Here is an 18754-nt window from a genome sequence, read left to right as displayed (position 1 = left end):
AATTCAGGAGCATGTTTAATTCGTGTTTTCTTAGTTGTCATTGTTCACCTCGTTAGTGATTGTACTCACTTAACTCAGTGTCCAAAACTTCTGGTGCGGATCACTTCTAAACAATGCAACTAATGAAAGGAAAGAGATCCGTCAGCTTTATGAAGGTATTTTTGGTCATAGTTATGAAGATGATGAAGGAGAAATTCAACAAGTTGAAGGTTTGAAAGAGCAATTAGAAACTAGTTATCAGAAGATTAGAGACGATCTTTCAATTTTGTCGAATGATTTGTCAAAGACTATTGATACTCAGTCAATTAAATTGCAAGAGCTAGAAGACTTTTTTAATGAAAAAACTGGTGATGCAATTAATGCTGCCAATGAACAGTATCAGGGTATTGTTAGCAAGATAAATGCATTATTACCTTCCGCGTTAACTGCTGGGCTGTCAGGGGCTTATGTAGAAAAGATCAAGGTAGAGAAAACACAATTAGAAAAGCATGAAAAGTCTTTCTTCGTAGCAATAGTTGGCTTAATTATTTGTTCATCGATACCACTGTTATACAGTGTTTTTCGTGTGTTATTTCAAGGGCAAGAGTTCGTCACCGTTATAAAGGATACGCCGACTATCTTTTCGCTAATGTTGCCCGTATATGCTCCAATCTTATGGGTGGCTTACTCTTCAAACAAAAGTTACAAACTTAGCAAGCGCCTTATTGAAGAATATACTCACAAGGAAGTTTCGAGTAAGACATTCGAAGGGCTATCTACTCAGATATCCAAAATAGGTGAAGACGATTCCAGTGGAGAGCTGAGGACGCGACTATTATTCAATTTGCTTCAAGTTAACAGTGAAAACCCAGGAAAGCTTATATCTGACTATAACAACTCTGATCATCCGATTATTGATGCTATCGATAAAAGTTCTAAGTTAGCCGATGCAATTAATAAGTTAGACAACGTACCTTTGGTTAGTCACTTGTTGAAGCATTTGAATGCTAAAGCACAGGCTAAAGTTGATCAGAAGGCGAATGAAGCGAAGGTAGTACTAGAAGCTCATGTCGATGATCACCTTCCAAGTAAAGCTTCTAACGATTCTTAAGGGAAAAATATAGAATATGACCAAGAAAATTCCAATTGATGCGAAGTATCAAGCAGTTGTTATAGAAGATGACTTAACTTTCACACCGCAACAGTTTCAAGGACACTCAATCCAAAAGAGCGTTAGAAAAGAAATTGTTCTTGAAGTTGTAATTGATGATAAAGACGAAATTGAGTCGCTTAAAGATCTATCAGATATAACCAAGCACTAACTAGCAGGGAAAAGATGGAAGCAGTAGATTTTGCTTTTTTTGCTATCGGTTTTTTGGGGTTCTGCTGCTGGGGTGGTTTTAGGTCAGAAAAAGCTCGACAGCGATTACAGGCGTGTATCGATAACGGAAAGGCGCAGTTCGATGGATATTCGGTAACACCAACAGTCGGTATTACCGAATCACTTAACGCAATGCCAAAACTATTGGTTCAGATCCCCCACCCATGCTCCTTTAATCTTAACCTCAATATCTCTATACCTTGTTTGTTGAGTTGACGTGCTCGTTCAATCGAAACTCCTAGCTCATCCCCGACATCTTTGAATTGAACCATAAGGTCGAAGTCAGATAAAACTGAATAACGAGTTGATACAGCGATACGCTCGCGACTTGGTAACTGAGTAATAAGGTTTTTTATGTCACTTTCAAATTCAGTTTTGCACAAAGAATCAAGAGGGCAAGTTATAGATTCAGAATGCATTTCAGAAACCGAATGAAATGGTGGTTCGGTATGAACTGTTCTGTCGAACCCCATGTCAATGAGGAACATAGCTTCACGGATATCTGAGACAGAAACGTCTAACTCACTTGCGATGCTCTGAATCATGCATGGATTAATGAATCGTTTCTCATGTTTGTTGTACATAATACGAGATATTTTATAAGCGAGTTTCAACCTATAAACTGGTATACGAACCGTTCGACTTACATTCAACAATGACGATTCAATGGACTCTCTGATCCACCATATTGCGTAAGTTGAAAGTCGATTCCCAGCAGTATGATCGAATTTGTCGATAGCTTTCATCAAGCCAATGTTCCCTTCACTAATTAAATCCAGAAGGTTAAGTGAAACACAGAGTCTCTGCGAATAGGAACGAGCCGTTTTTACAACAAGCTTGAGGTTACAAGTTATGAGTCTATCTCTAGACACAAGACATCCCGCTTTATATTTTTCAAAAAGAAGAACTTCTTCTGCTGCAGTCAATAAATCGTGATCGGCTATATCTGATATATACCTTTCCATTGAGAGCTCTTCTCCATTAAGTTTGACTCTGTATCCCTTTATCATTAATAGCTTACACCAACAATTGAGCATGAAATGCTAAATTTAACTCATATGTGTGCAGATTCATATTTGATTTTGTGATGCTCTTCATGAAATGAAAAAACAGTCGCTCAATGATAAGTCTGTAAACGGGCTATGGCTTTGAAATGATGACTACTATCAAAAATTGTGAGTTTCACGCAGCAGCACTAACATATTTTACCAATCGAAAGATTCAAGAAGATGGGGAAAATGATGCTGCTTCGTATAAATAATAGCTTTTTAACGAATGGTTGGTTTTGGCTTGGTTTGTTGATTTGCGCGGCGCTTACAACAATGTTATTTGCCAAATACAAAAACCAAAAGTAGAGGGAAAAGAAATGGCGTGGGTTATCGAAATCACAGAAAGGCTCAAAATTCGCAATAGTGATAAAGGGTTAGATAGATCTTACGTTACCTCTATTAAACGATGCGGAACAAACTGTTCACTTACCACATCTTTCGATAGTGCAAAGGTCTATTCGAACAGAAAACACTTTCAAAAACTTTTGGATTTCTTTAATGAAAATGGAATTGCTCACCAAGTAATTCCAGTTAACGAAAAGAGGTAGAAAATGTCAGTTAGGCAAGCAAAGAAGAATAAGCGCCGTCAGGCAAGAAAAAAAGTGAAAGCGGCTAAATCTAAGCCCTACTCTCCAGCTCCAGCACAAAACGTCATTGATGGTGTTAAGCCGCTATTGATTGAGTACATTCAAAGTGAGCAGAAATATTTGGATATATTCAAATCACTGGAAAGAGGGCAGGTATACGTTGTGGGAACAGAAGGGCCACAAACTATGCATACGGTTTTATCAGAAGATGAATACCTTGACTTAATGCCACAGAGAGATAGGACCGCATTGGCTACACAGTTCGCCTTATTAGAAAGTGAAAAAGTAGTTGGATACACCGAAGACGAGTCAGGCTTTATGACTTACTTTTTTGCGGAAAATGAGGTTCTTCAACCACAGGTAAACAGGGAAAACTCTAATGCGTTGATAGAAAAACGGCCTATGCCTGATACGGTCTATGTGTCTGAAACTGGGCAGCGTATTTATGTCGAAGATGTTGTAGGCGAAATGGACGATGAGTTCTATTTGGTCATGACCGTTCCCGAAGAAGATAAAGATCATATGGATGCTATGGGTGATGAACTAGATTCTCACCAGTGGGTTGAGATGATCGATTTATTAGGACTAGAACTAGAGAGTTGAGCAATGATTAATGTTCTGAAAGGAATCGTGTTTTACCCCTTATTGTGGCTACGAGGGCTAGTGATAAAAGTAGGTAGACTTTTAGCTGGTTTTTTATTGTTCGCAGCACTACTTAGTCTTTGGGTAGGTGACATACCAACAAAAATCTCCATTGCATGGGCTGTAATCAGCTTTGTCCTATTTCTGCTCTGTCACTTTTATGATTGGGTTTTAATTAAGCTCAACCCGATCGACAACATACTAATTTTGGATTAGCGGGGAAAATAGAGCGTTATGAAAAAGTTTATTATAACAATGGGTTTGACGTTAGCCGCATCGAGTTCAAACGCAACAGTGACAGAAACAGCGGCTAAAGAGTTTGGTTTGTCGATGGTTGATTCACTAGTTGAACTTCAATTACAGACGGCTTGTGACACTCATATTGCTAGTACAGGTAAGCAAGTCGTATCCGTTGATTACGAATGTATTTCAAACGTGAATGAACTACTGACCATGTTAGAAACAGAGCCAAGTGCAAAACAACTGGTGAGTAAGGTTAGTGCGTTCATGGATGCTAATAACATTCCTAAAACTCTTTAATGGGGAAAAATATGGCAGTACCTTTCATAGTCTTGGATGGAGATCTATCAAGCGCAATAAGGTTGCGAAAAGCTATTTTAATGAAAAGTGCTAGTGAACAAACTGCAAGATTGGTCACTACCGATGATGTAAAAGGTCGTTGGGCGCATCTTGGTTGTACAGGTTATTGTGTTAGCGAGATTGTTAGAATAGCTAATGCTGAAAAAATTGAACCGGAAACATTTGAAGTGCTGATGCGCTCAATGAATAGCTATTTGTAAAGCAAGGGAACGAACAATGGGGAAAAAATGTCTGGAAAATTTAAATACTTCATAGAACTCATTCAAGAGAATGAAGGTGATGCTAGATCAGAAGGTACGAATGCGTATTTTGTTAATCCAGTAAGTAAAGGCGATACAATTTATTGGGATAATGAATATGGTAGCTGTGGCGGTGTTATCAAATCAGTGGAACATCACCCTACGGTATCCGTTCTCATTGTTAGAAAAATTAATTTGGGGGAGAGTAAATGAAGATTAAATTAACAAATGAAGATCTAGAACTAATCAATCGCGCTTTGATGCGCCAAAGGTGGCACGTCGAGAATGATACAGACGAAGGGACAGAACATCCTGATTTTCAGCGCTCAGCATCGCTAATGGATCGATTAGCAGTACCTTGTGAAAACGGGGCTGAACTGGAAATCAAATACTAGAGGGAAAAGACGATGCCAGTTTCATTTTGGGTACTATTCAGTTTATGTGCTGTTAGCTGTGCAGCTTGTAAATATGCCAGTAAAGATATGCAGGAAAGGAAACATATTGGGGTACTTGGGGTTGTGGGCTTTACTACCTCAATTCTCGGTATTTTCATCGTTTAAGGGGAAAAATGCCAATACTAAAATTTATAGCTTTACTCGGAACCATTGCAATTGTTTGGATAGGGCTTGTCGACATTTTTTATAAATATGGAGCTATAGTAGGAATGCTTGCTCTTTTTATTACCGTGATGATCGGTAGATATTTATCAAAAATAACACTGGCAAAGATAAGATCGAAACAATAACTTAGGGAGGATCGTCTCTACAGCTAATTTCGCTTAACCCTACTCTCGAAAATTTTGCATGCAAAATTTTTTATACTTCACCACGGATGGTGTCGAAATCTACAAAAACCCTCCCTTTGTAACTCAGCGCTGGGTACGGCATGACAAAATATACTAGTTTTTGACATGCCGTACATGTGTGCGGGAGTTGACCGTGCTTTTCTATTCGCTCGATGTCTTTTCTAAATCGGTAATAACCTTTACCACATCCACATGCGTATTCGATTCTTTGGACACCTTCAATATTATTAAACAGTCTATTTTCATTAGTGCGCAAATTCTTTCCTCCTGGTTCGATGTTGCCCTGATAAGATGCTAAGCCCACTTCTCTTCATATTCATTATCTCATTTTTATTCTCATGTTCGACTAAGCATCACTACGCAAGTAGTTAAGAAGAAAAAGTTAACACGTATCAATTACGGGAGCTTTCAATATTAATAACAATTTTGCATGCAAAATTAATGTATTTCCCTATTGACTTTTTATGGTTAAGGCGTAATATAGGTAAGGTAATCAGGCGTTAACGCCATTCTCAAAGGAGTATCAACAATGAGCACTATCATTTGTATAGTTAATCAAAAAGGCGGCGTGGGTAAAACGTCAGTATGTGTCAACCTTGGCAAAACGCTTTCCTTGCAAGGCAAGCGTTGTCTGTTCTTGGATTTCGACCCACAAAATAACTTAGGCGAAGCATTAGCCCCTGAGCTTGCCTCAATGGAAGGTTTTGAAAGTGGCGAGCACCCGAGCAATGTTATGTACATGTTTAGCGGCGTTGTGGAAGCGAAACCGTATGCCGTGAACGAGAATATTCATGTTATGGGTAGTTCGAAAAAGTTAGCTAGCGTAACCCAAGACAATATGTTTGATTTCGCTGACAGCTTAGATGCTATTAAAGACAGCTACGACTACATATTTATTGACTGCCCGCCTAGTGTTGGCGCATTGCAACATACAGCGTTAGCTGTATCTAACAAAGGTTTGATTGTCTCTCAGGCTCAAGGACAATCCATTAAAGGTGTCGATAAGGTAATGACGACACAAGCCCAAATTAAAAAGCGCTTGAATCCAGACCTTGAAATTATCGGTATCGTTATCAATCTTGCCGAGCGACCAGCGCCTAAGAACCAAGCTGAGAAAGAACAAGACTTACGAAAACACTATCCATCATTGGTTTTTGAAAACAAACTATATAAAACCGTTCGTGTTTCTGAAGCCATTGAAACTGGTCAAGCATTGGTCGAGTTCTCTCCGAAACATGCTGAAGACTTTGGGTTTAATGCATTTGTCGATGAATTTCAAACTCGTTTGGAGATGAAAGCATGAGCTTACGAAATAGAGCAGAGGCATTAGAAGGCGTTGACTTGTTAGATGAATCAGCAGTCGCGATACTTCCTGGTGAACAGATTGTTCGCATTCCCAAAACAGATATTTACAGTACCGAACAGGTAAGAAAGAACTTTAACGCTGAAAGTATTGAAGAAATGGCTTTTAGCTTGGAGCAAGAAGGGCAAATCCAACCTATTGTTGTCAGTGAGCGTGATTCTCGTGGTTACTGTATTCAAAAGGGCGAGCGCCGTTGGAGAGGAGCTAAGATGAGTGACAAGATCACGCATTTAGATTGTCTCGTTCGAGCGCCTGGTACCATCTGGGGCCAGCTTGCTGAAAATATCATTCGTGAAGATTTGACTCCTTTTGAAATCGGCATGGCCATCGAAAAAGGTAAAAAAGAGAACGACCTTGATAATAAGGGTGTGGCCAAGAAATTAGGTATTTCTACACCTAAAGTCAGCGCATACTTAAAGGCAATTGAAGCGCCAGAAGTGGTGAAAAACGCTTATAGCGAGGGAACTATTGGTGATGTCGATACCATCAATTCGCTTCGCATAGCCCATGAACTAAACCCTGATGCCACAGAGAGCTTACTGTCTAGCGGTGATGCTGTTTCGCGTAAACAAGCGCAAGAGCTGACCAAGGAACTTAAGAGCAAGAAGTCAAACGATGCTTCAGAGAAAGAGCAAAATAATCTAACACCCGCCAAAAAAGATCGCAAAGCTAAAGCTAAAGCGATTCGCGTAAAAGTTGATGGTGCATACGGTGTCATCGATATCACTGGAAATGCCGTAGATGGTGAGCTCATGGTGCTGCTAGATGATGCTCCAGAGGCGCAGAGTGTATCTGCGTCTGATATTGAGCTGATTGGCTATTACACTGGTTGATATGACAGCTAAAACAACATTGGCTCGCGTGGTTAACCCCAAACGAGCCAATTTGATTAAGTGGTTTTCTTATCAGTTCGATGGTTCAAGCACTCAGGCAGCAGAGTGTTTAACGAACATTGCTATTGAAAGAAAATACATCACTTTTCGGAGCGCCCCACCAGGTGAATCTCTAAAACATTGGGTTAAAGCTAAAAAAGCACCACAGTGGGCGTGTCGTGCAGCTTTTGACTACCTAATTGATAACGATTGGCAACCCAATGATGAATTAAGCAAAGCTATTGCAGCGCGTTATTTACTGCTTAACGGCCACCGTATCACCCAGGAGTGGGAGTACCTTATCGGCCCTTGGTTTGATATTGCTCTAGAAGCTAACAAAGAAATGTAGTCAAGAGCGCAAGTGTAACAGGTGCGTTTTCGACGAATGGACAAACAAATGAAAATTGATAATTACAATGAACGTCTAAAAGACGAGTACAGAACCCTTGTTGTGGCGTTTTTGAATGCCGCTGAAAAATCTAGAGAAGATCGAGACAGAAGTGCAGCTTTGCTTTTTGATATGGCCAAGAAGCATGAACTGACTGAAAAAGAGTCTATGAGCGCTGACTGGTTAAGACAACGTGTTTATCAACCAGAAAAATATAAACATTTACCGCAGTGGTTGGCCAAGTCTGCTTACCTTTGCTTGATGGAATTAGAGTGGACACCAACTAAACAGTCTGAGTGGTTCGCTATGATTGCCCTGTTCGTTCGTGAACGTGGTGGTGATGAGCCGAATTATGACGAGTTGTCTAAAGTTCTACCGCTGAACCTGGAAGGTGAATTGGGCTTTTTGTGGCTTAAAGTTTGTGTCGATGCGGTGTGTGATATTAAAAAGATGAAGCAAGAGAGTGAATCATGAGTGTGAACTTTGAAACTTATACCAAAAACCTTCAAGAACTTTCTCAATTAACCAGAGTTTCTTTATGTTTTCAATTTCTTACGTTAATGAATCTTTGTGACCAAGACCTGGATAAAGGCAAGGTCGAAAGAGATCGTGATGATGAAGGGAAGGTGTTCTTTGAAGCCAATTCTCTCAAAAGTAATCTTCTCGATGTTCCAAGTCTGAGTAATTCACATAAGGCACTTTATGCTTTGTTAGAAGCTGGATTCGTAGAAAGAAGAGTGCTTAACAAAGATGGTGAGGTTGTATATGGTAATAATTTTGGCCGTAACTCTTCAAAAATCTATTGGCGTATTACTGACAAAGGTTTGAGTATCTTTGGTCGATAAAATGATCCTTTCTTTTTAGTTGGGCGTTGCCGCTTCGCGGCCAGGCTTTCCGTCGCTACGCTCCTCTGACCGCTAACTTGAGCCACTAATAGCAAGCAAGCTTGCTGTGGCTCTAAGTTCCAGGCCAACAATCCTTAACGCAATTCTTTATGTGAATCTTAGTGAGTCGTCATTGGTTTATCAGTTCCACTGAATGTTCATCTAGTGATGACAGTCCGTAGGTCGCTTCGCTCGGCTTAGCAAGGTGCGGTCGGGCTCCTGGGGGCGCTGTGCTTCATTCTCACGCAGTCGCGGCCTGGCATATGGGTTAGGTTGGGCAACACATTTTCACACGCTTAGCATCCCTTTGGTGTGCAGTAGCTTTACTGTTCTTTTGTGCTTTGGCTCTGCTGTCTCGCTTCGCTTATCCCTTCGGGTCGACATTATTTAGTTATTGTTTTTCCTTATTGACTTTTTAAGTGTGGACAAGTACAATACTCATACTTTCAAAAAAGGAGAAAAGCATGATTAAACTACATTCTGTTAAATGGCTTGTCCTGGCTTCACTGCTTGTTTGTACTTCTAACGCTAGCGCTGAAGAGTGCAAGCCTGAAGGGGCCGCACTGTCGCTCTCTGAAGACTTTCTTTGGGTACTTAAAGGCCGTAAAGACATCACAGAGGAACAATATTCACAAGCTTACGAACTGTATTTAAAGTTTAAGCTTGAGTATGATCATTGTGTAAACTCTATTGGTACACCTTCAGCCAAAAAGGAATCGTAAAATGAAATTACTTGAGAGCTTTGAAAGGAACATCGTTGAGATCACTGTTATCGTTTCGATTGTGTCTCTTGTTGCTACTATTGGTTTTTTCGCCTGGCAAATGGGTAACTAGATGAAACTGAATGTGAGTTTTGAAAACCTTGTCCTGGAAGCGAGCAAGGTTAAAGGCTTGATTGGCTTCGCTGAAGCGCTCAGAGAGAGCTCTTATAGTTACCAGGAGGCCATTGAAGCTCTGAAGCTGTTCACCTCCCAGAACGGCGGTGAGTGTCGCCAGGAGGACGAAGTCACTCGGTTTGTTGTTTTGGGTGAAATCTTAGACTGTTATCAACCATACAAGGATATCGATAAACTCTATTTTGATTGTTAGTTTATTAATTTTCCCTATTGACCTTTTAAGCGTAAAAGCTTAAAATAGCTCAAGAAATCAAGGCAATACCGCCGCTACTTTGGAGACTTTAATATGTCATGTTTTTATGTTGGTGATGACTTCCTGGCTCACCTTAAATCTTCTCTTTCTTCCATTGCTTTCTCTGGCAAGTTGCATAATGCCGACACGCTTAAAGGTTTTTTGGCTTCTTTAGATCCTGACCCATTTTTTGGCTCTCCAAGTGATGGTGTACTTAACTTGATCCGCTTGTTTCATGTGGCCAATCATCGCGCTTATCGCCTTCGTTATCCTCACGAAGAGATTGAAGCCTTTGAATCGTACAAGCGTCGTGACCCTTCAGTTGCTCCAACGAACCACCGCCCAAAAGCGGATTACAAGCAAATTGCGGCTACCGTGAAAGCAATTGATTACCTTATCTATCATTGTGCTGAGGATGGTGTGGTCTCTTGCGAAAGCCGCAAATGTTGGGCGCACTTTCAAGAGTTACGTCGCATTATGAAAGACATTCTGATTGAAAATAGTCCTGAGTATCAATCAGCGCAGTGGGGTGATTCTGATTTTATCGAGTGGCAAAAGATGTACTAAGGTTGAGGGCCGTGCGAGCGGCCCATAATTTTGCATGCAAAATTGGAGAGTCAGCGATGACAAATAAATCAAAAGTATATTGCGCAGAGGTGTTGGTAGAAACTGAAGACGGCGAAACATTAACGCTTCACGTTAGAGCCATTAGTGCGTCACTCAGATCCAAAACGATTGAAAATATTGAGGATGAGTGGTTTAAGGTTTTAGACGTCACCCTTGCAGATTAAGCTAAATCTATTAAATTTCCCTATTGACTTTTTAGGCGGTAGGGATTAAAATTAACAACGAAATCAAGGCAATACCGCCGCTACTTTGGAGATTCATCATGTTGGAAAAAATGCTACTTAACGAACCGTTCAGCTACCGCTTCCCTGCGACTCGCGGCCTTCAACACACTCAATACTTCCAGATCAATGTGCCGCTAAAGGTGCTGGTCAAAATGCTAAACCTGGACGATAAGGGGTCGACTCTAGATCGCTCACAGCGTGCCGTTAACAATAAAAGAGCTGAAAAATTTGGCGACTATCTGATTGATAATGTGAAGAAAAATCGCTTTTATATCTTCCCGAGTGTAGTGGGTTTGATCGATACCCCTGTCAATAGTAAGCCGGCGACGTTTTTTGATGTTTATGAGGTGCTCAATGTCAAACGTACCGATGATGTTAATATGCTGTCTCAAGGCGTGTTAGTAGTTTCAATGGATAGCACCATTAAATTGTTTGATGGCCAACACCGCTCTTCTGGCTCAGCATACGCGATTAAAAAAATTGCGACTGATCCGGAATTGAAAGACCTTGATTTGAGCACAATCCAGGTGCCTTTTATGGCTTACACTGATTTGTCATTAACTGACCGCCAAATTGGATTTAGTGATATCAACAACAACTTGGCCAAGCCGCCTGCGGCTATTTCGATTGCTTATGACCACCGAGATCCAATGAGTAAATTTGCTGTTGAGCTGGCCACGGATCTCACGTGTTTTAAAGATATGGTCGATTTTGAGCGCAATGCTATCACCGGATCAAACCTTAATTACTTCTCACTGAAGACTATTCGAGATGCGACTCAAAGCTTCCTGGGCTTAACTAACAAACAAGCTAAAGAAGAGCTAACTACGGAACAGAAAGAAATTGCTAAAGAGTTTTGGATGACATTCAGCCGTCATACTGGATGGAGTGCATTGAACTTTGGATTGAATGATGCAAGGGACCATCGCGAAACTCATTTAAACACGTACGCGGTTTTTCTTAAGGCGCTAGCACTGGCAGCAAAAAATATCCTCACTAACTTCATTTCTTTCGACAAAGTAGATTTGTCTAAGTTGGATGATTTGGATGTGTCTCGCTGGAGTGATGACTTTAAAGACAGGGCATTCGATCAAGTCAGCGGAAAGATGAAACCTGATAGCACAGGCGTAATGCTGACAGCGAATAAGCTCCAACTGGCCGTTGGCTGCCCTCTCGATACAGAGCAAGCGCAATTAGAAAAGCAATATTTCGGTGAGTTCGAGCAACCGAAAGTTGTTCAACAGCCAGAACCTCAAGCTGAAGAGCAAGCAGTTGAAGAGGTTGTGTTAGGTCAGATGGGCCAAGACTTCACTAACGAAGACGCAACGGTAATCGCAACCATTGTTGGAAATAAATGGAGTGACACAGTGACGGAAGAGCAGATAGAAGACGCCGCCGCAAAAATCTATAAAGTGGTTGGGGAGTTTGCCGAAGAGGATGGCCAAGCATCCATCGAGTTTTTGAAGAACATTAAACAGTGTTTAGTTCCAGATTCGAATGACAACATTGAGAGTGATTGGCGAGCGTTGAACCGCATCAATTCGCTAAGAAGCCAGCTGAAAAAATTTCATGGTGAATGTGTAGCAGCATAGTACCCAAAGGGGCCAGGTTTGATGGCCCCTTTTTTGATTTAATTTAAATTCTCGTATTGACTTTATAGTTGGTCGGGAGTAAAATTAATTTCGAAATCAAGGCAATACCGCCGCTACTTTGGAGATTTCCACATGAACTACAGCCAAAAACTACTTGCTGAACATCTACAAAAACACCCTGAGCACAACCAGTACGTTTCAGCTATCGACTTGTCGACAGCTGAACGCGCATTTCATGCGACTTCATTCAGCCCTGAACGCAAGGGCGTTCTTGTTGTTGTCGATTACGCACAGCGTTGTGAAGGTTTCAAAGTCCAATTGAACCAGGCCATTACTACCGCCAAAGCGAACGGCATTGTGAAGGTTTGTGAACAATATTTAGAAGAGATCCATAAACACTTTCAAAAAGAAGTCGCTCAACTCTTTATCAACTACATACATGCTGAATCCGTTTGTATGTCATCGGCCATTACTGGCCCTGCAAATTTTCCCGTCGAGCGCAACAGAAAGCGTCTTGCTTCCGCTATGAACAAATATGACGCCATCGCAGAGAGAGAAAAGCAGCTGTATAAACGAGCGGTAAAAATGCTCCTTCCAGAAGGTGATGGCACTGTGATCAAAAGTGACTCCGCTAGCGCTCTTCAGCAATTGGAAGCCAAGCTTGAACAGTTGGTCAAAGAAAAAGAAATGTGGATAGCCATTAACAAGATGGTGCGCAAAGTGTATCCCAAGGGCCAGTTAAAAGCCGGTGCGACTCAAAATGACATCGACAAACTGATTAAAGATCTTCAGACGTCGTTCGGCCTCTATGAAGACACAGCGATCACTTTGCTTAAACCTTGTCGCATTACCTCAAAAGTTGTTGCGTTTCCTAGTTATTCATTGACCAACCGCTCTCAAGAGATCAAGCGAACGGAACAACGCATAAAAGAGCAGAAGAAGCTTGAAGAAGGGCGCGAATCAAATCAACTCAATGACTCCCTGGACAACGGCATTGAATACGAATTGACCGAGGACAACAAGATTGCAATTCACTTCACCACTAAGCCTAGTGAAGAGGTGCGGAGCATTTTAAAAAGTAATGCGTTTAAGTGCTCTCGACACAGAAACTATGCCTGGGTTCGTAAGCATACATTGAACGCCCAAAATGCTTTTGTACGTGAAGTTTTACCCGTACTAAAAGACATAGCCGCTTAACACCTTAGCGGGCTGCTGGCCCGCTACTCTATCGAACAAGGAGAATGTTCATGAGTATCAATAACCGACAGTTTCAGAAGGTTGTTTATGGGTGTGGTCATAAGTGGCTCGCTCTAAACGAGCCGAACTATTTAAAGTACCTAGACTGCATTGTGTATGTCTATGCGAATGATGGTTACGCTTTCGTGAGAATGACAGATGAGTCTTCAGCAATAAACCTGCATGAAGAGTTGGTGAATCGATATCGAAGGTACAACCAAATAGAGGTTAAGTGCTGCCGCTATGATACTCGACTTTTTGAGGTCAGCTTTGAACTTGCACCGTGAACTGCCTTGTTCATTTATACACTGAAAAGACTATTCAGGAAGGAAATCCATGAAACCGACAATAGACCTGGCACAATTCCTATCTCAATCTCTTAAGATTGATCGCGCGTTTTTGAACGACTGCATGAGTATGATAGCAAACAAAGAAACACTAGTGTCATTACATATGTATGCTGACGAACTGGCCGTATACATCAACATCGATGCTGAGCATATCGTAAGCCAGCTACAAGATTTTTCATGTGCTTACATTGGCAACCCTTTAAAACACATTTGCATTAAAGACTACCAACCAGAACCTAGCCTATAACTTTCTCAAAGTGGGCGGCGTGTAAACGTCGCTCTACTTTCTCCACACTTAAGACATCATATCAATTCAAAACTTCATTCTTGAGATACAAAGGCTCAAACAAAATGAGCTGCATTTTGTGGGCCTGGATATTCAGAAGTAACACTTCATGCATTCTCTTCATTAAAAAATGTTCAAAAGCGATTTAAGGCTTTTCATCGTTTTCGTTGGATTACATTGGGGAAAGTTAATCAAGTTGAGTCGGGGAGTGGGGCGGATCATTCTTCAGCAGATTAAGTGTCAGGTTGTGTTACTTATTCATCTCTTTTTTTTGAAATACTTTATTGAGCAGGGCGTTGCCGCTTCGCGGCCAGGCTTTCCGTCGCTACGCTCCTCTGACCGCTAACTTGAGCCACTGATAGCAAGCAAGCTTGCTGTGGCTCTAAGTTCCAGGCCAACAATCCTTAACGCAAGAGCTCTCACTGCTACGCCATAAGAGACAGTAATGCTTTATGCGCTGAAACCGTGGCTTGTCTCCTTTGCTCATACCACTTCCCATTTCTGCTCTGACTTCTAGATATCTCAGAACGGAACCTCTTTTGCAATGTAAAGCGAAGCCGCTACGCGCCATTGCAAAAGAGAACCACTAATCTGAGAAAAAGAAGTCAGGCGAAAAAGAAAGTGATATTCAGACAACAAAGGAGAACCCACTATGTTTCCATCGCATGACAAGCAAACTGTCTCTAATGACTTAACAGCGACTAGCGTTTCGACGCTAGACCCCGAAGGCTCCCCTAAAAATGATAATGTGTTGATCCACGATATCTTGGCCAACGGTTGGAATTGCATGCCAAAAGAGCTTGAGCCTATTTGGACGGATTACGATGGTATCGAGGTAATGTTTTGCATTGAACACCAAAATCAGGGCGGAGACATCACTTTGGAGCCCTTTTTGGAAAGCAATCTTGAAGAAGGTACGCCAGTTAAATGTTGGTCTGTTTTCGGTCACTGCATCGATGGCGGGATCGAGTGCTTGCACGATTGTAAAACTCAACATGAAGCCAATACTTTAGCTAAGTATTGCGAACGTATGATCTAGTACACGCTTACAGGTTCGCAGGGCTTGGCAAGGTGCGGTCGGGCTCCTGGGGGCGCTGTGAGCCACTCTCACGCATTCTAAGCCTGGCATATGCGATATGTCAGGCAACACCCCTTTACGCGCTCAGAGTTCGTCTGGTGTGCAGTAGCTTTACTGTTCTATTGCGCTTTGATTCTGCTGTATCGCTTCGCTTATCCCTTCGGGTCGAAACCCCTTATTTGTGTATTTCCTTATTGACTTTTTAAGCTTAAATCATTAAAATGTATATAGTTTTTAAAGAAGAGATAAGGGGATGAAACTTACAAAAAGGCAAAAACTCGAAAAGGAGAATGAAAAGCTCATTCTCGAAATAAGGAATAAACGGTTAGACAATATTAGACTCGCAATCCAAATACCACTAACCGTTATCCTCCTAACAACCGCAATCATTACGCTTGTTAGGCACTTTTAAGACAAGGGGACTTGCTCCCCTTCCTTAAGACTGTAACACAGTATCGAGCCAATTAGAAACGCCTACTTGTTTGTTTACCCGTAACTAGAGGGATGGATTATGCCAGTGTACAAGCTAGAGAACTTTGATATGTCCGAATGGTTAGAGCAAGCGAATTGGCTCGCAGCTGACCACCAAAGTTTGCCCGCCATCCCTCTTCTGCTCCAACTAGGTCTTTCACTCGATCAAGCTTGTGAATTGCGCCATGATGCTTTCTGCACAATGGGCGAGTCTTTGCACGATGGATTGACAGATTACCTTTATAAAGTCAAAGGTCGTGTATCTGCGACCCCATCTAAATTTACAGGCGATGCATTGCTTAACCATGAAACCGAAGCCCTTTTTGATCGACTAGAGCGAATTGACTATTGGGGAAGTGACCACGAATTGGATGGTTGGTGGCTGTGCAATCGTTGGGATTTTAATTAGATTCTTCAATCAAATATTACTAGCACTTAGTTGTAACTTTAAAAATCGTTTAGGCAATACCGCCGCTACTTTGGAGACAAAAAATGATTCAACCAAAATTCTATAAGAGAGAGCTACCTTTTATTGCCCCAGTTAATCAAGAGTATAAAACTCTATCTGGCTTGCTCTCTGATTATCAAAGTGATGTACTTTCGGGTTCATTAGAAAACGAAATTCAATCTATCAAGGCATCGGGCTTTCTTTCAAATACGAAAGCCATCGTTAATAAAAATCGTCGTTGGACTTATCAGCAAATCCTATCAATCAAGAGTGAAATTATAAACGCTTCACCTGTTGAATTTGGCAATATTGAACTTATTCAAGATGCTAATTTTCACGGTGTATGCCTTACTTTTAAATACAAGTCTCTGACACCTTCGATTTTGTTTCAATCAACGAAAGATGGTTTTATCGCCACTGCGATCAATTACAATATATCAAGTCTTCCTGTTAAGACACCAAGCCAGATAAAACTTAGCATCCGAAACAAGAAAAATATCCACTAATAACTTAGGCAATGCCGCCGCTACCAAGGAACGAAAATGAATATCAACGATGCACTATCAATTCTTAAACTGAACAAAGAAAACGAAACCTATTCTAGAGATGAAGTTAAAAAAGTATTTCGCAAGCTTATCAACCAATATCACCCAGACAAAGAGGGCGGTGATGTTCACTTCAGCCAATTATTAAATCAAGCTTGGGAATCACTAAGAAAGTTTGACCAAGTTACATTTACTGGCGAAGCCGACGGCCAAAGCGAAAACTTGAGTGAAATTCTGAAAAGAGCAATTGACCAGATTAAAAACTTGGATGGTCTAAATATAGAAATTTGTGGTACGTGGATTTGGGTTACAGGAGAAACAAAGCGACACAAAGAAAAGTTGAAAGATAGTAAGTTCTTTTACTCGAAAAACAAAACCGCTTGGTATTTTAAAACAGGGACGGCAAAAAGAAGAGGCTCAAGCAAGTCACTTGATGATATTAGAGAATCGCACGGTTCCAAGATAGTGAAGCGTGGTAACAAGAAAAGAATAGCAGCGTAATTATTGAAGCCATGAATATTATTCATGGCTTTTTCTTGAAATACATTATTTAATATTTAAAATATATTTTTTAACTAAAGAGGTTTCCAATATGAGATCTTTATTTTACCTAAGTTTATTATTCCCATGCTTCAGTAAGGCGTTTTGCTTTGATGAAGCAGGGCGGTATTACAATGTCGAACCCAGGCTCTTAAAGTCGATTGCTACTGTAGAAAGTAGCCTAAACCCTAACGCGTACAATGAAAATAAAAATAAATCCGGTCACGTTGTTAGTCGTGATTTTGGTTTGATGCAAATTAATTCTCATTGGTTTGATAAGTTATCCGATTTTAATATAAACGAAACGAACATTTATGAACCATGCTTTAATGTTTATTTGGGTGCTTGGGTGTTAAGTTCGAACTTTGCCAGTCATGGATATAATTGGAATAGTGTCGGTGCGTATAATGCGGGATTTCATGAACGCACCGAGAACGCTAGAAAAATATACATCCAAAAAGTCCAATCAGTTTATTATGAGCTAAATCTTAAATAAAAGACCCTGCACCATAATGGTGCAGGGTCTTGACTATCATGCCTTATCCACCCTTCCTTTCTTTCCTTTTTTAACTCACGATATTAACCGATTCAATCGCCACCTGGTCGGCTCTTGTCTTTCGCTTCTCTCCAGATCCCACTGATTAGATTCTTTTGCCCGATAGAAAGCGTCCGAGAAGTCGGAGGCTTTTGAAAGTCACCACACCCTACGCTAAATCGAAATTCGATTTAAATGGTTGTCTGAAATGAATTTAGTCCTTTAAAAACAGTAGCTTACATTAAATTGCGCTCGGTAGAATGCAGTATTAAAAATTTTTAAAATCTTTACTAATTAGCATATTTAATCGTAATGAGATTTACGGTAATTGTATTTGATTTCAATTTAGCCCAATTCGGGCAATGGTTGGGAGAAAGGGTATTGAGATTTAATTGTAAGTGTATTTGATTTCAATTTAGACCTTTAATTTCGTGGCTCTCAGAGGTTTTTATGATTATAATGATATTGAAATGTATTTGATTCACATTACTTTTATATTGATTTTAAATCTAAGGAAAAAATCTAAAATGGCAAGAAGTCGAGTATTACAAGCTGCGATTAAAGGTGATTTAGAGAAGGACTTTGCGGAGTTTCAGAAACGTACCCAAATGAATGATGCCGATGCTGTGCGTGATTTACTCACCTTTGCATTGCGTATCAAACTGAACGATAGTGAAGATACGCGACCGTCGAACCGCGAGTTGATGGAAGAGATGTACCGTCGTATTAGGCAGATACAAGGGACGGGGAATTTGACTCATTCCCAAAGTTTTGATGGGGCCGCTTTTTATAGTAAAAAAGATGAAGCGGGTGAAATGAGAAATTTAGTTAATGCTGATGTGAATAATAAAGTGGACGAATTTCTTTCAGGTGAAAAAAAAGGGTAGCCATGGGCTACCCTTTCT

At 40.7% G+C, this 18754-nt stretch carries 28 protein-coding genes; 27 read left to right on the top strand and 1 reads right to left on the bottom strand.

Annotation, left to right across the window (positions count from 1 at the left end; all coding sequences use genetic code 11):
* Window positions 1-211: 211 nt before the first annotated feature.
* Both F0251_RS21860 and F0251_RS21855 read left to right on the top strand, forming a co-directional pair.
* Window positions 212-1090, top strand: coding sequence for a hypothetical protein (locus tag F0251_RS21860; protein WP_171731809.1), 879 nt, complete (start codon window positions 212-214; stop codon window positions 1088-1090).
* Window positions 1091-1106: 16 nt separating this feature from the next.
* Window positions 1107-1301 carry a hypothetical protein gene (locus tag F0251_RS21855; protein ID WP_171731808.1) on the top strand — a complete coding sequence of 65 codons (195 nt, stop codon included), beginning with the start codon at window positions 1107-1109 and terminating at the stop codon, window positions 1299-1301.
* A 208-nt stretch (window positions 1302-1509) separates the two neighbouring features.
* On the opposite strand, the gene F0251_RS21850 is transcribed toward F0251_RS21855, so the two are convergent.
* Window positions 1510-2325, bottom strand: coding sequence for an RNA polymerase sigma factor RpoD/SigA (locus F0251_RS21850; RefSeq protein ID WP_171731807.1), 816 nt, complete (start codon window positions 2323-2325; stop codon window positions 1510-1512).
* A 320-nt stretch (window positions 2326-2645) separates the two neighbouring features.
* On the opposite strand from F0251_RS21850, the gene F0251_RS21845 reads away from it, so the two are divergent.
* The 25 genes from F0251_RS21845 to F0251_RS21725 all read left to right on the top strand — a co-directional run bounded on the left by F0251_RS21845 (window position 2646) and on the right by F0251_RS21725 (window position 18736).
* Window positions 2646-2957, top strand: a complete 312-nt coding sequence (locus F0251_RS21845) for a hypothetical protein (RefSeq protein ID WP_253821651.1) — start codon at window positions 2646-2648, stop codon at window positions 2955-2957.
* A gap of 3 nt (window positions 2958-2960) precedes the next feature.
* Window positions 2961-3599, top strand: coding sequence for a hypothetical protein (locus F0251_RS21840; RefSeq protein WP_171731806.1), 639 nt, complete (start codon window positions 2961-2963; stop codon window positions 3597-3599).
* A 273-nt stretch (window positions 3600-3872) separates the two neighbouring features.
* On the top strand, window positions 3873-4178 hold the full coding sequence (locus F0251_RS21835) for a hypothetical protein (RefSeq protein ID WP_171731805.1): 306 nt from the start codon (window positions 3873-3875) through the stop codon (window positions 4176-4178).
* 11 nt (window positions 4179-4189) lie between these two features.
* On the top strand, window positions 4190-4438 hold the full coding sequence (locus F0251_RS21830; RefSeq protein ID WP_171731804.1) for a hypothetical protein: 249 nt from the start codon (window positions 4190-4192) through the stop codon (window positions 4436-4438).
* A 27-nt stretch (window positions 4439-4465) separates the two neighbouring features.
* Window positions 4466-4690: a hypothetical protein gene (locus F0251_RS21825; RefSeq protein ID WP_171731803.1), complete on the top strand. Its 225-nt coding sequence runs from the start codon at window positions 4466-4468 to the stop codon at window positions 4688-4690.
* Complete coding sequence (locus tag F0251_RS21820; RefSeq protein ID WP_171731802.1) at window positions 4687-4872, top strand: hypothetical protein; 186 nt, start codon at window positions 4687-4689, stop codon at window positions 4870-4872. Before F0251_RS21825 ends, F0251_RS21820 begins: the two co-directional genes overlap by 4 nt.
* A 939-nt stretch (window positions 4873-5811) precedes the next feature.
* On the top strand, window positions 5812-6585 hold the full coding sequence (locus F0251_RS21815; protein WP_171731801.1) for a ParA family protein: 774 nt from the start codon (window positions 5812-5814) through the stop codon (window positions 6583-6585).
* Window positions 6582-7478 carry a ParB/RepB/Spo0J family partition protein gene (locus F0251_RS21810; protein WP_171731800.1) on the top strand — a complete coding sequence of 299 codons (897 nt, stop codon included), beginning with the start codon at window positions 6582-6584 and terminating at the stop codon, window positions 7476-7478. The genes F0251_RS21815 and F0251_RS21810 overlap by 4 nt, the downstream gene beginning before the upstream one ends.
* The gene (locus F0251_RS21805) at window positions 7459-7866 is read left to right on the top strand and encodes a hypothetical protein (RefSeq protein ID WP_253821650.1); all 408 of its coding nucleotides are present in this window, start codon (window positions 7459-7461) and stop codon (window positions 7864-7866) included. The genes F0251_RS21810 and F0251_RS21805 overlap by 20 nt, the downstream gene beginning before the upstream one ends.
* Window positions 7867-7914: 48 nt before the next feature.
* Window positions 7915-8379: a hypothetical protein gene (locus tag F0251_RS21800; RefSeq protein ID WP_152471430.1), complete on the top strand. Its 465-nt coding sequence runs from the start codon at window positions 7915-7917 to the stop codon at window positions 8377-8379.
* Window positions 8376-8750: a hypothetical protein gene (locus tag F0251_RS21795; protein ID WP_171731799.1), complete on the top strand. Its 375-nt coding sequence runs from the start codon at window positions 8376-8378 to the stop codon at window positions 8748-8750. Before F0251_RS21800 ends, F0251_RS21795 begins: the two co-directional genes overlap by 4 nt.
* A gap of 503 nt (window positions 8751-9253) precedes the next feature.
* The gene (locus F0251_RS21790) at window positions 9254-9511 is read left to right on the top strand and encodes a hypothetical protein (protein ID WP_171731798.1); all 258 of its coding nucleotides are present in this window, start codon (window positions 9254-9256) and stop codon (window positions 9509-9511) included.
* A 112-nt stretch (window positions 9512-9623) separates the two neighbouring features.
* Complete coding sequence (locus F0251_RS21785) at window positions 9624-9878, top strand: hypothetical protein (protein ID WP_171731797.1); 255 nt, start codon at window positions 9624-9626, stop codon at window positions 9876-9878.
* 93 nt (window positions 9879-9971) lie between these two features.
* Window positions 9972-10484: a hypothetical protein gene (locus tag F0251_RS21780; RefSeq protein WP_171731796.1), complete on the top strand. Its 513-nt coding sequence runs from the start codon at window positions 9972-9974 to the stop codon at window positions 10482-10484.
* A 56-nt stretch (window positions 10485-10540) separates the two neighbouring features.
* A complete protein-coding gene (locus tag F0251_RS21775) occupies window positions 10541-10708 on the top strand; it encodes a hypothetical protein (protein ID WP_171731795.1) in 168 nt (55 codons plus the stop codon).
* Between the two features lie 98 nt (window positions 10709-10806).
* Window positions 10807-12360, top strand: coding sequence for a DNA sulfur modification protein DndB (locus F0251_RS21770; protein ID WP_171731794.1), 1554 nt, complete (start codon window positions 10807-10809; stop codon window positions 12358-12360).
* 132 nt (window positions 12361-12492) lie between these two features.
* The gene (locus tag F0251_RS21765) at window positions 12493-13557 is read left to right on the top strand and encodes a hypothetical protein (RefSeq protein WP_171731793.1); all 1065 of its coding nucleotides are present in this window, start codon (window positions 12493-12495) and stop codon (window positions 13555-13557) included.
* 50 nt (window positions 13558-13607) lie between these two features.
* Window positions 13608-13883, top strand: coding sequence for a hypothetical protein (locus F0251_RS21760; protein WP_171731792.1), 276 nt, complete (start codon window positions 13608-13610; stop codon window positions 13881-13883).
* Between the two features lie 49 nt (window positions 13884-13932).
* On the top strand, window positions 13933-14193 hold the full coding sequence (locus F0251_RS21755) for a hypothetical protein (protein ID WP_171731791.1): 261 nt from the start codon (window positions 13933-13935) through the stop codon (window positions 14191-14193).
* A 691-nt stretch (window positions 14194-14884) separates the two neighbouring features.
* Window positions 14885-15271, top strand: a complete 387-nt coding sequence (locus tag F0251_RS21750) for a hypothetical protein (RefSeq protein WP_171731790.1) — start codon at window positions 14885-14887, stop codon at window positions 15269-15271.
* Window positions 15272-15821: 550 nt separating this feature from the next.
* Window positions 15822-16190 (top strand): hypothetical protein, encoded by a 369-nt coding sequence (locus tag F0251_RS21745; RefSeq protein ID WP_171731789.1) that lies wholly within the window; start codon window positions 15822-15824, stop codon window positions 16188-16190.
* Between the two features lie 83 nt (window positions 16191-16273).
* On the top strand, window positions 16274-16735 hold the full coding sequence (locus F0251_RS21740; RefSeq protein ID WP_171731788.1) for a hypothetical protein: 462 nt from the start codon (window positions 16274-16276) through the stop codon (window positions 16733-16735).
* Window positions 16736-16771: 36 nt separating this feature from the next.
* Window positions 16772-17275 carry a DnaJ family molecular chaperone gene (locus tag F0251_RS21735; protein ID WP_171731787.1) on the top strand — a complete coding sequence of 168 codons (504 nt, stop codon included), beginning with the start codon at window positions 16772-16774 and terminating at the stop codon, window positions 17273-17275.
* 91 nt (window positions 17276-17366) lie between these two features.
* The gene (locus F0251_RS21730) at window positions 17367-17810 is read left to right on the top strand and encodes a lytic transglycosylase domain-containing protein (protein ID WP_171731786.1); all 444 of its coding nucleotides are present in this window, start codon (window positions 17367-17369) and stop codon (window positions 17808-17810) included.
* A 566-nt stretch (window positions 17811-18376) separates the two neighbouring features.
* Window positions 18377-18736 (top strand): hypothetical protein, encoded by a 360-nt coding sequence (locus F0251_RS21725; protein WP_102353116.1) that lies wholly within the window; start codon window positions 18377-18379, stop codon window positions 18734-18736.
* The last annotated feature ends 18 nt before the right edge of the window (window positions 18737-18754 follow it).

This window comes from Vibrio sp. 070316B, assembly GCF_013114115.1.
GTDB classification, from domain to species: Bacteria; Pseudomonadota; Gammaproteobacteria; order Enterobacterales; family Vibrionaceae; genus Vibrio; species Vibrio chagasii_B.
Note: the sequence above shows the minus strand (reverse complement) of the source record. Positions and strands in the feature narration are given on the sequence as shown.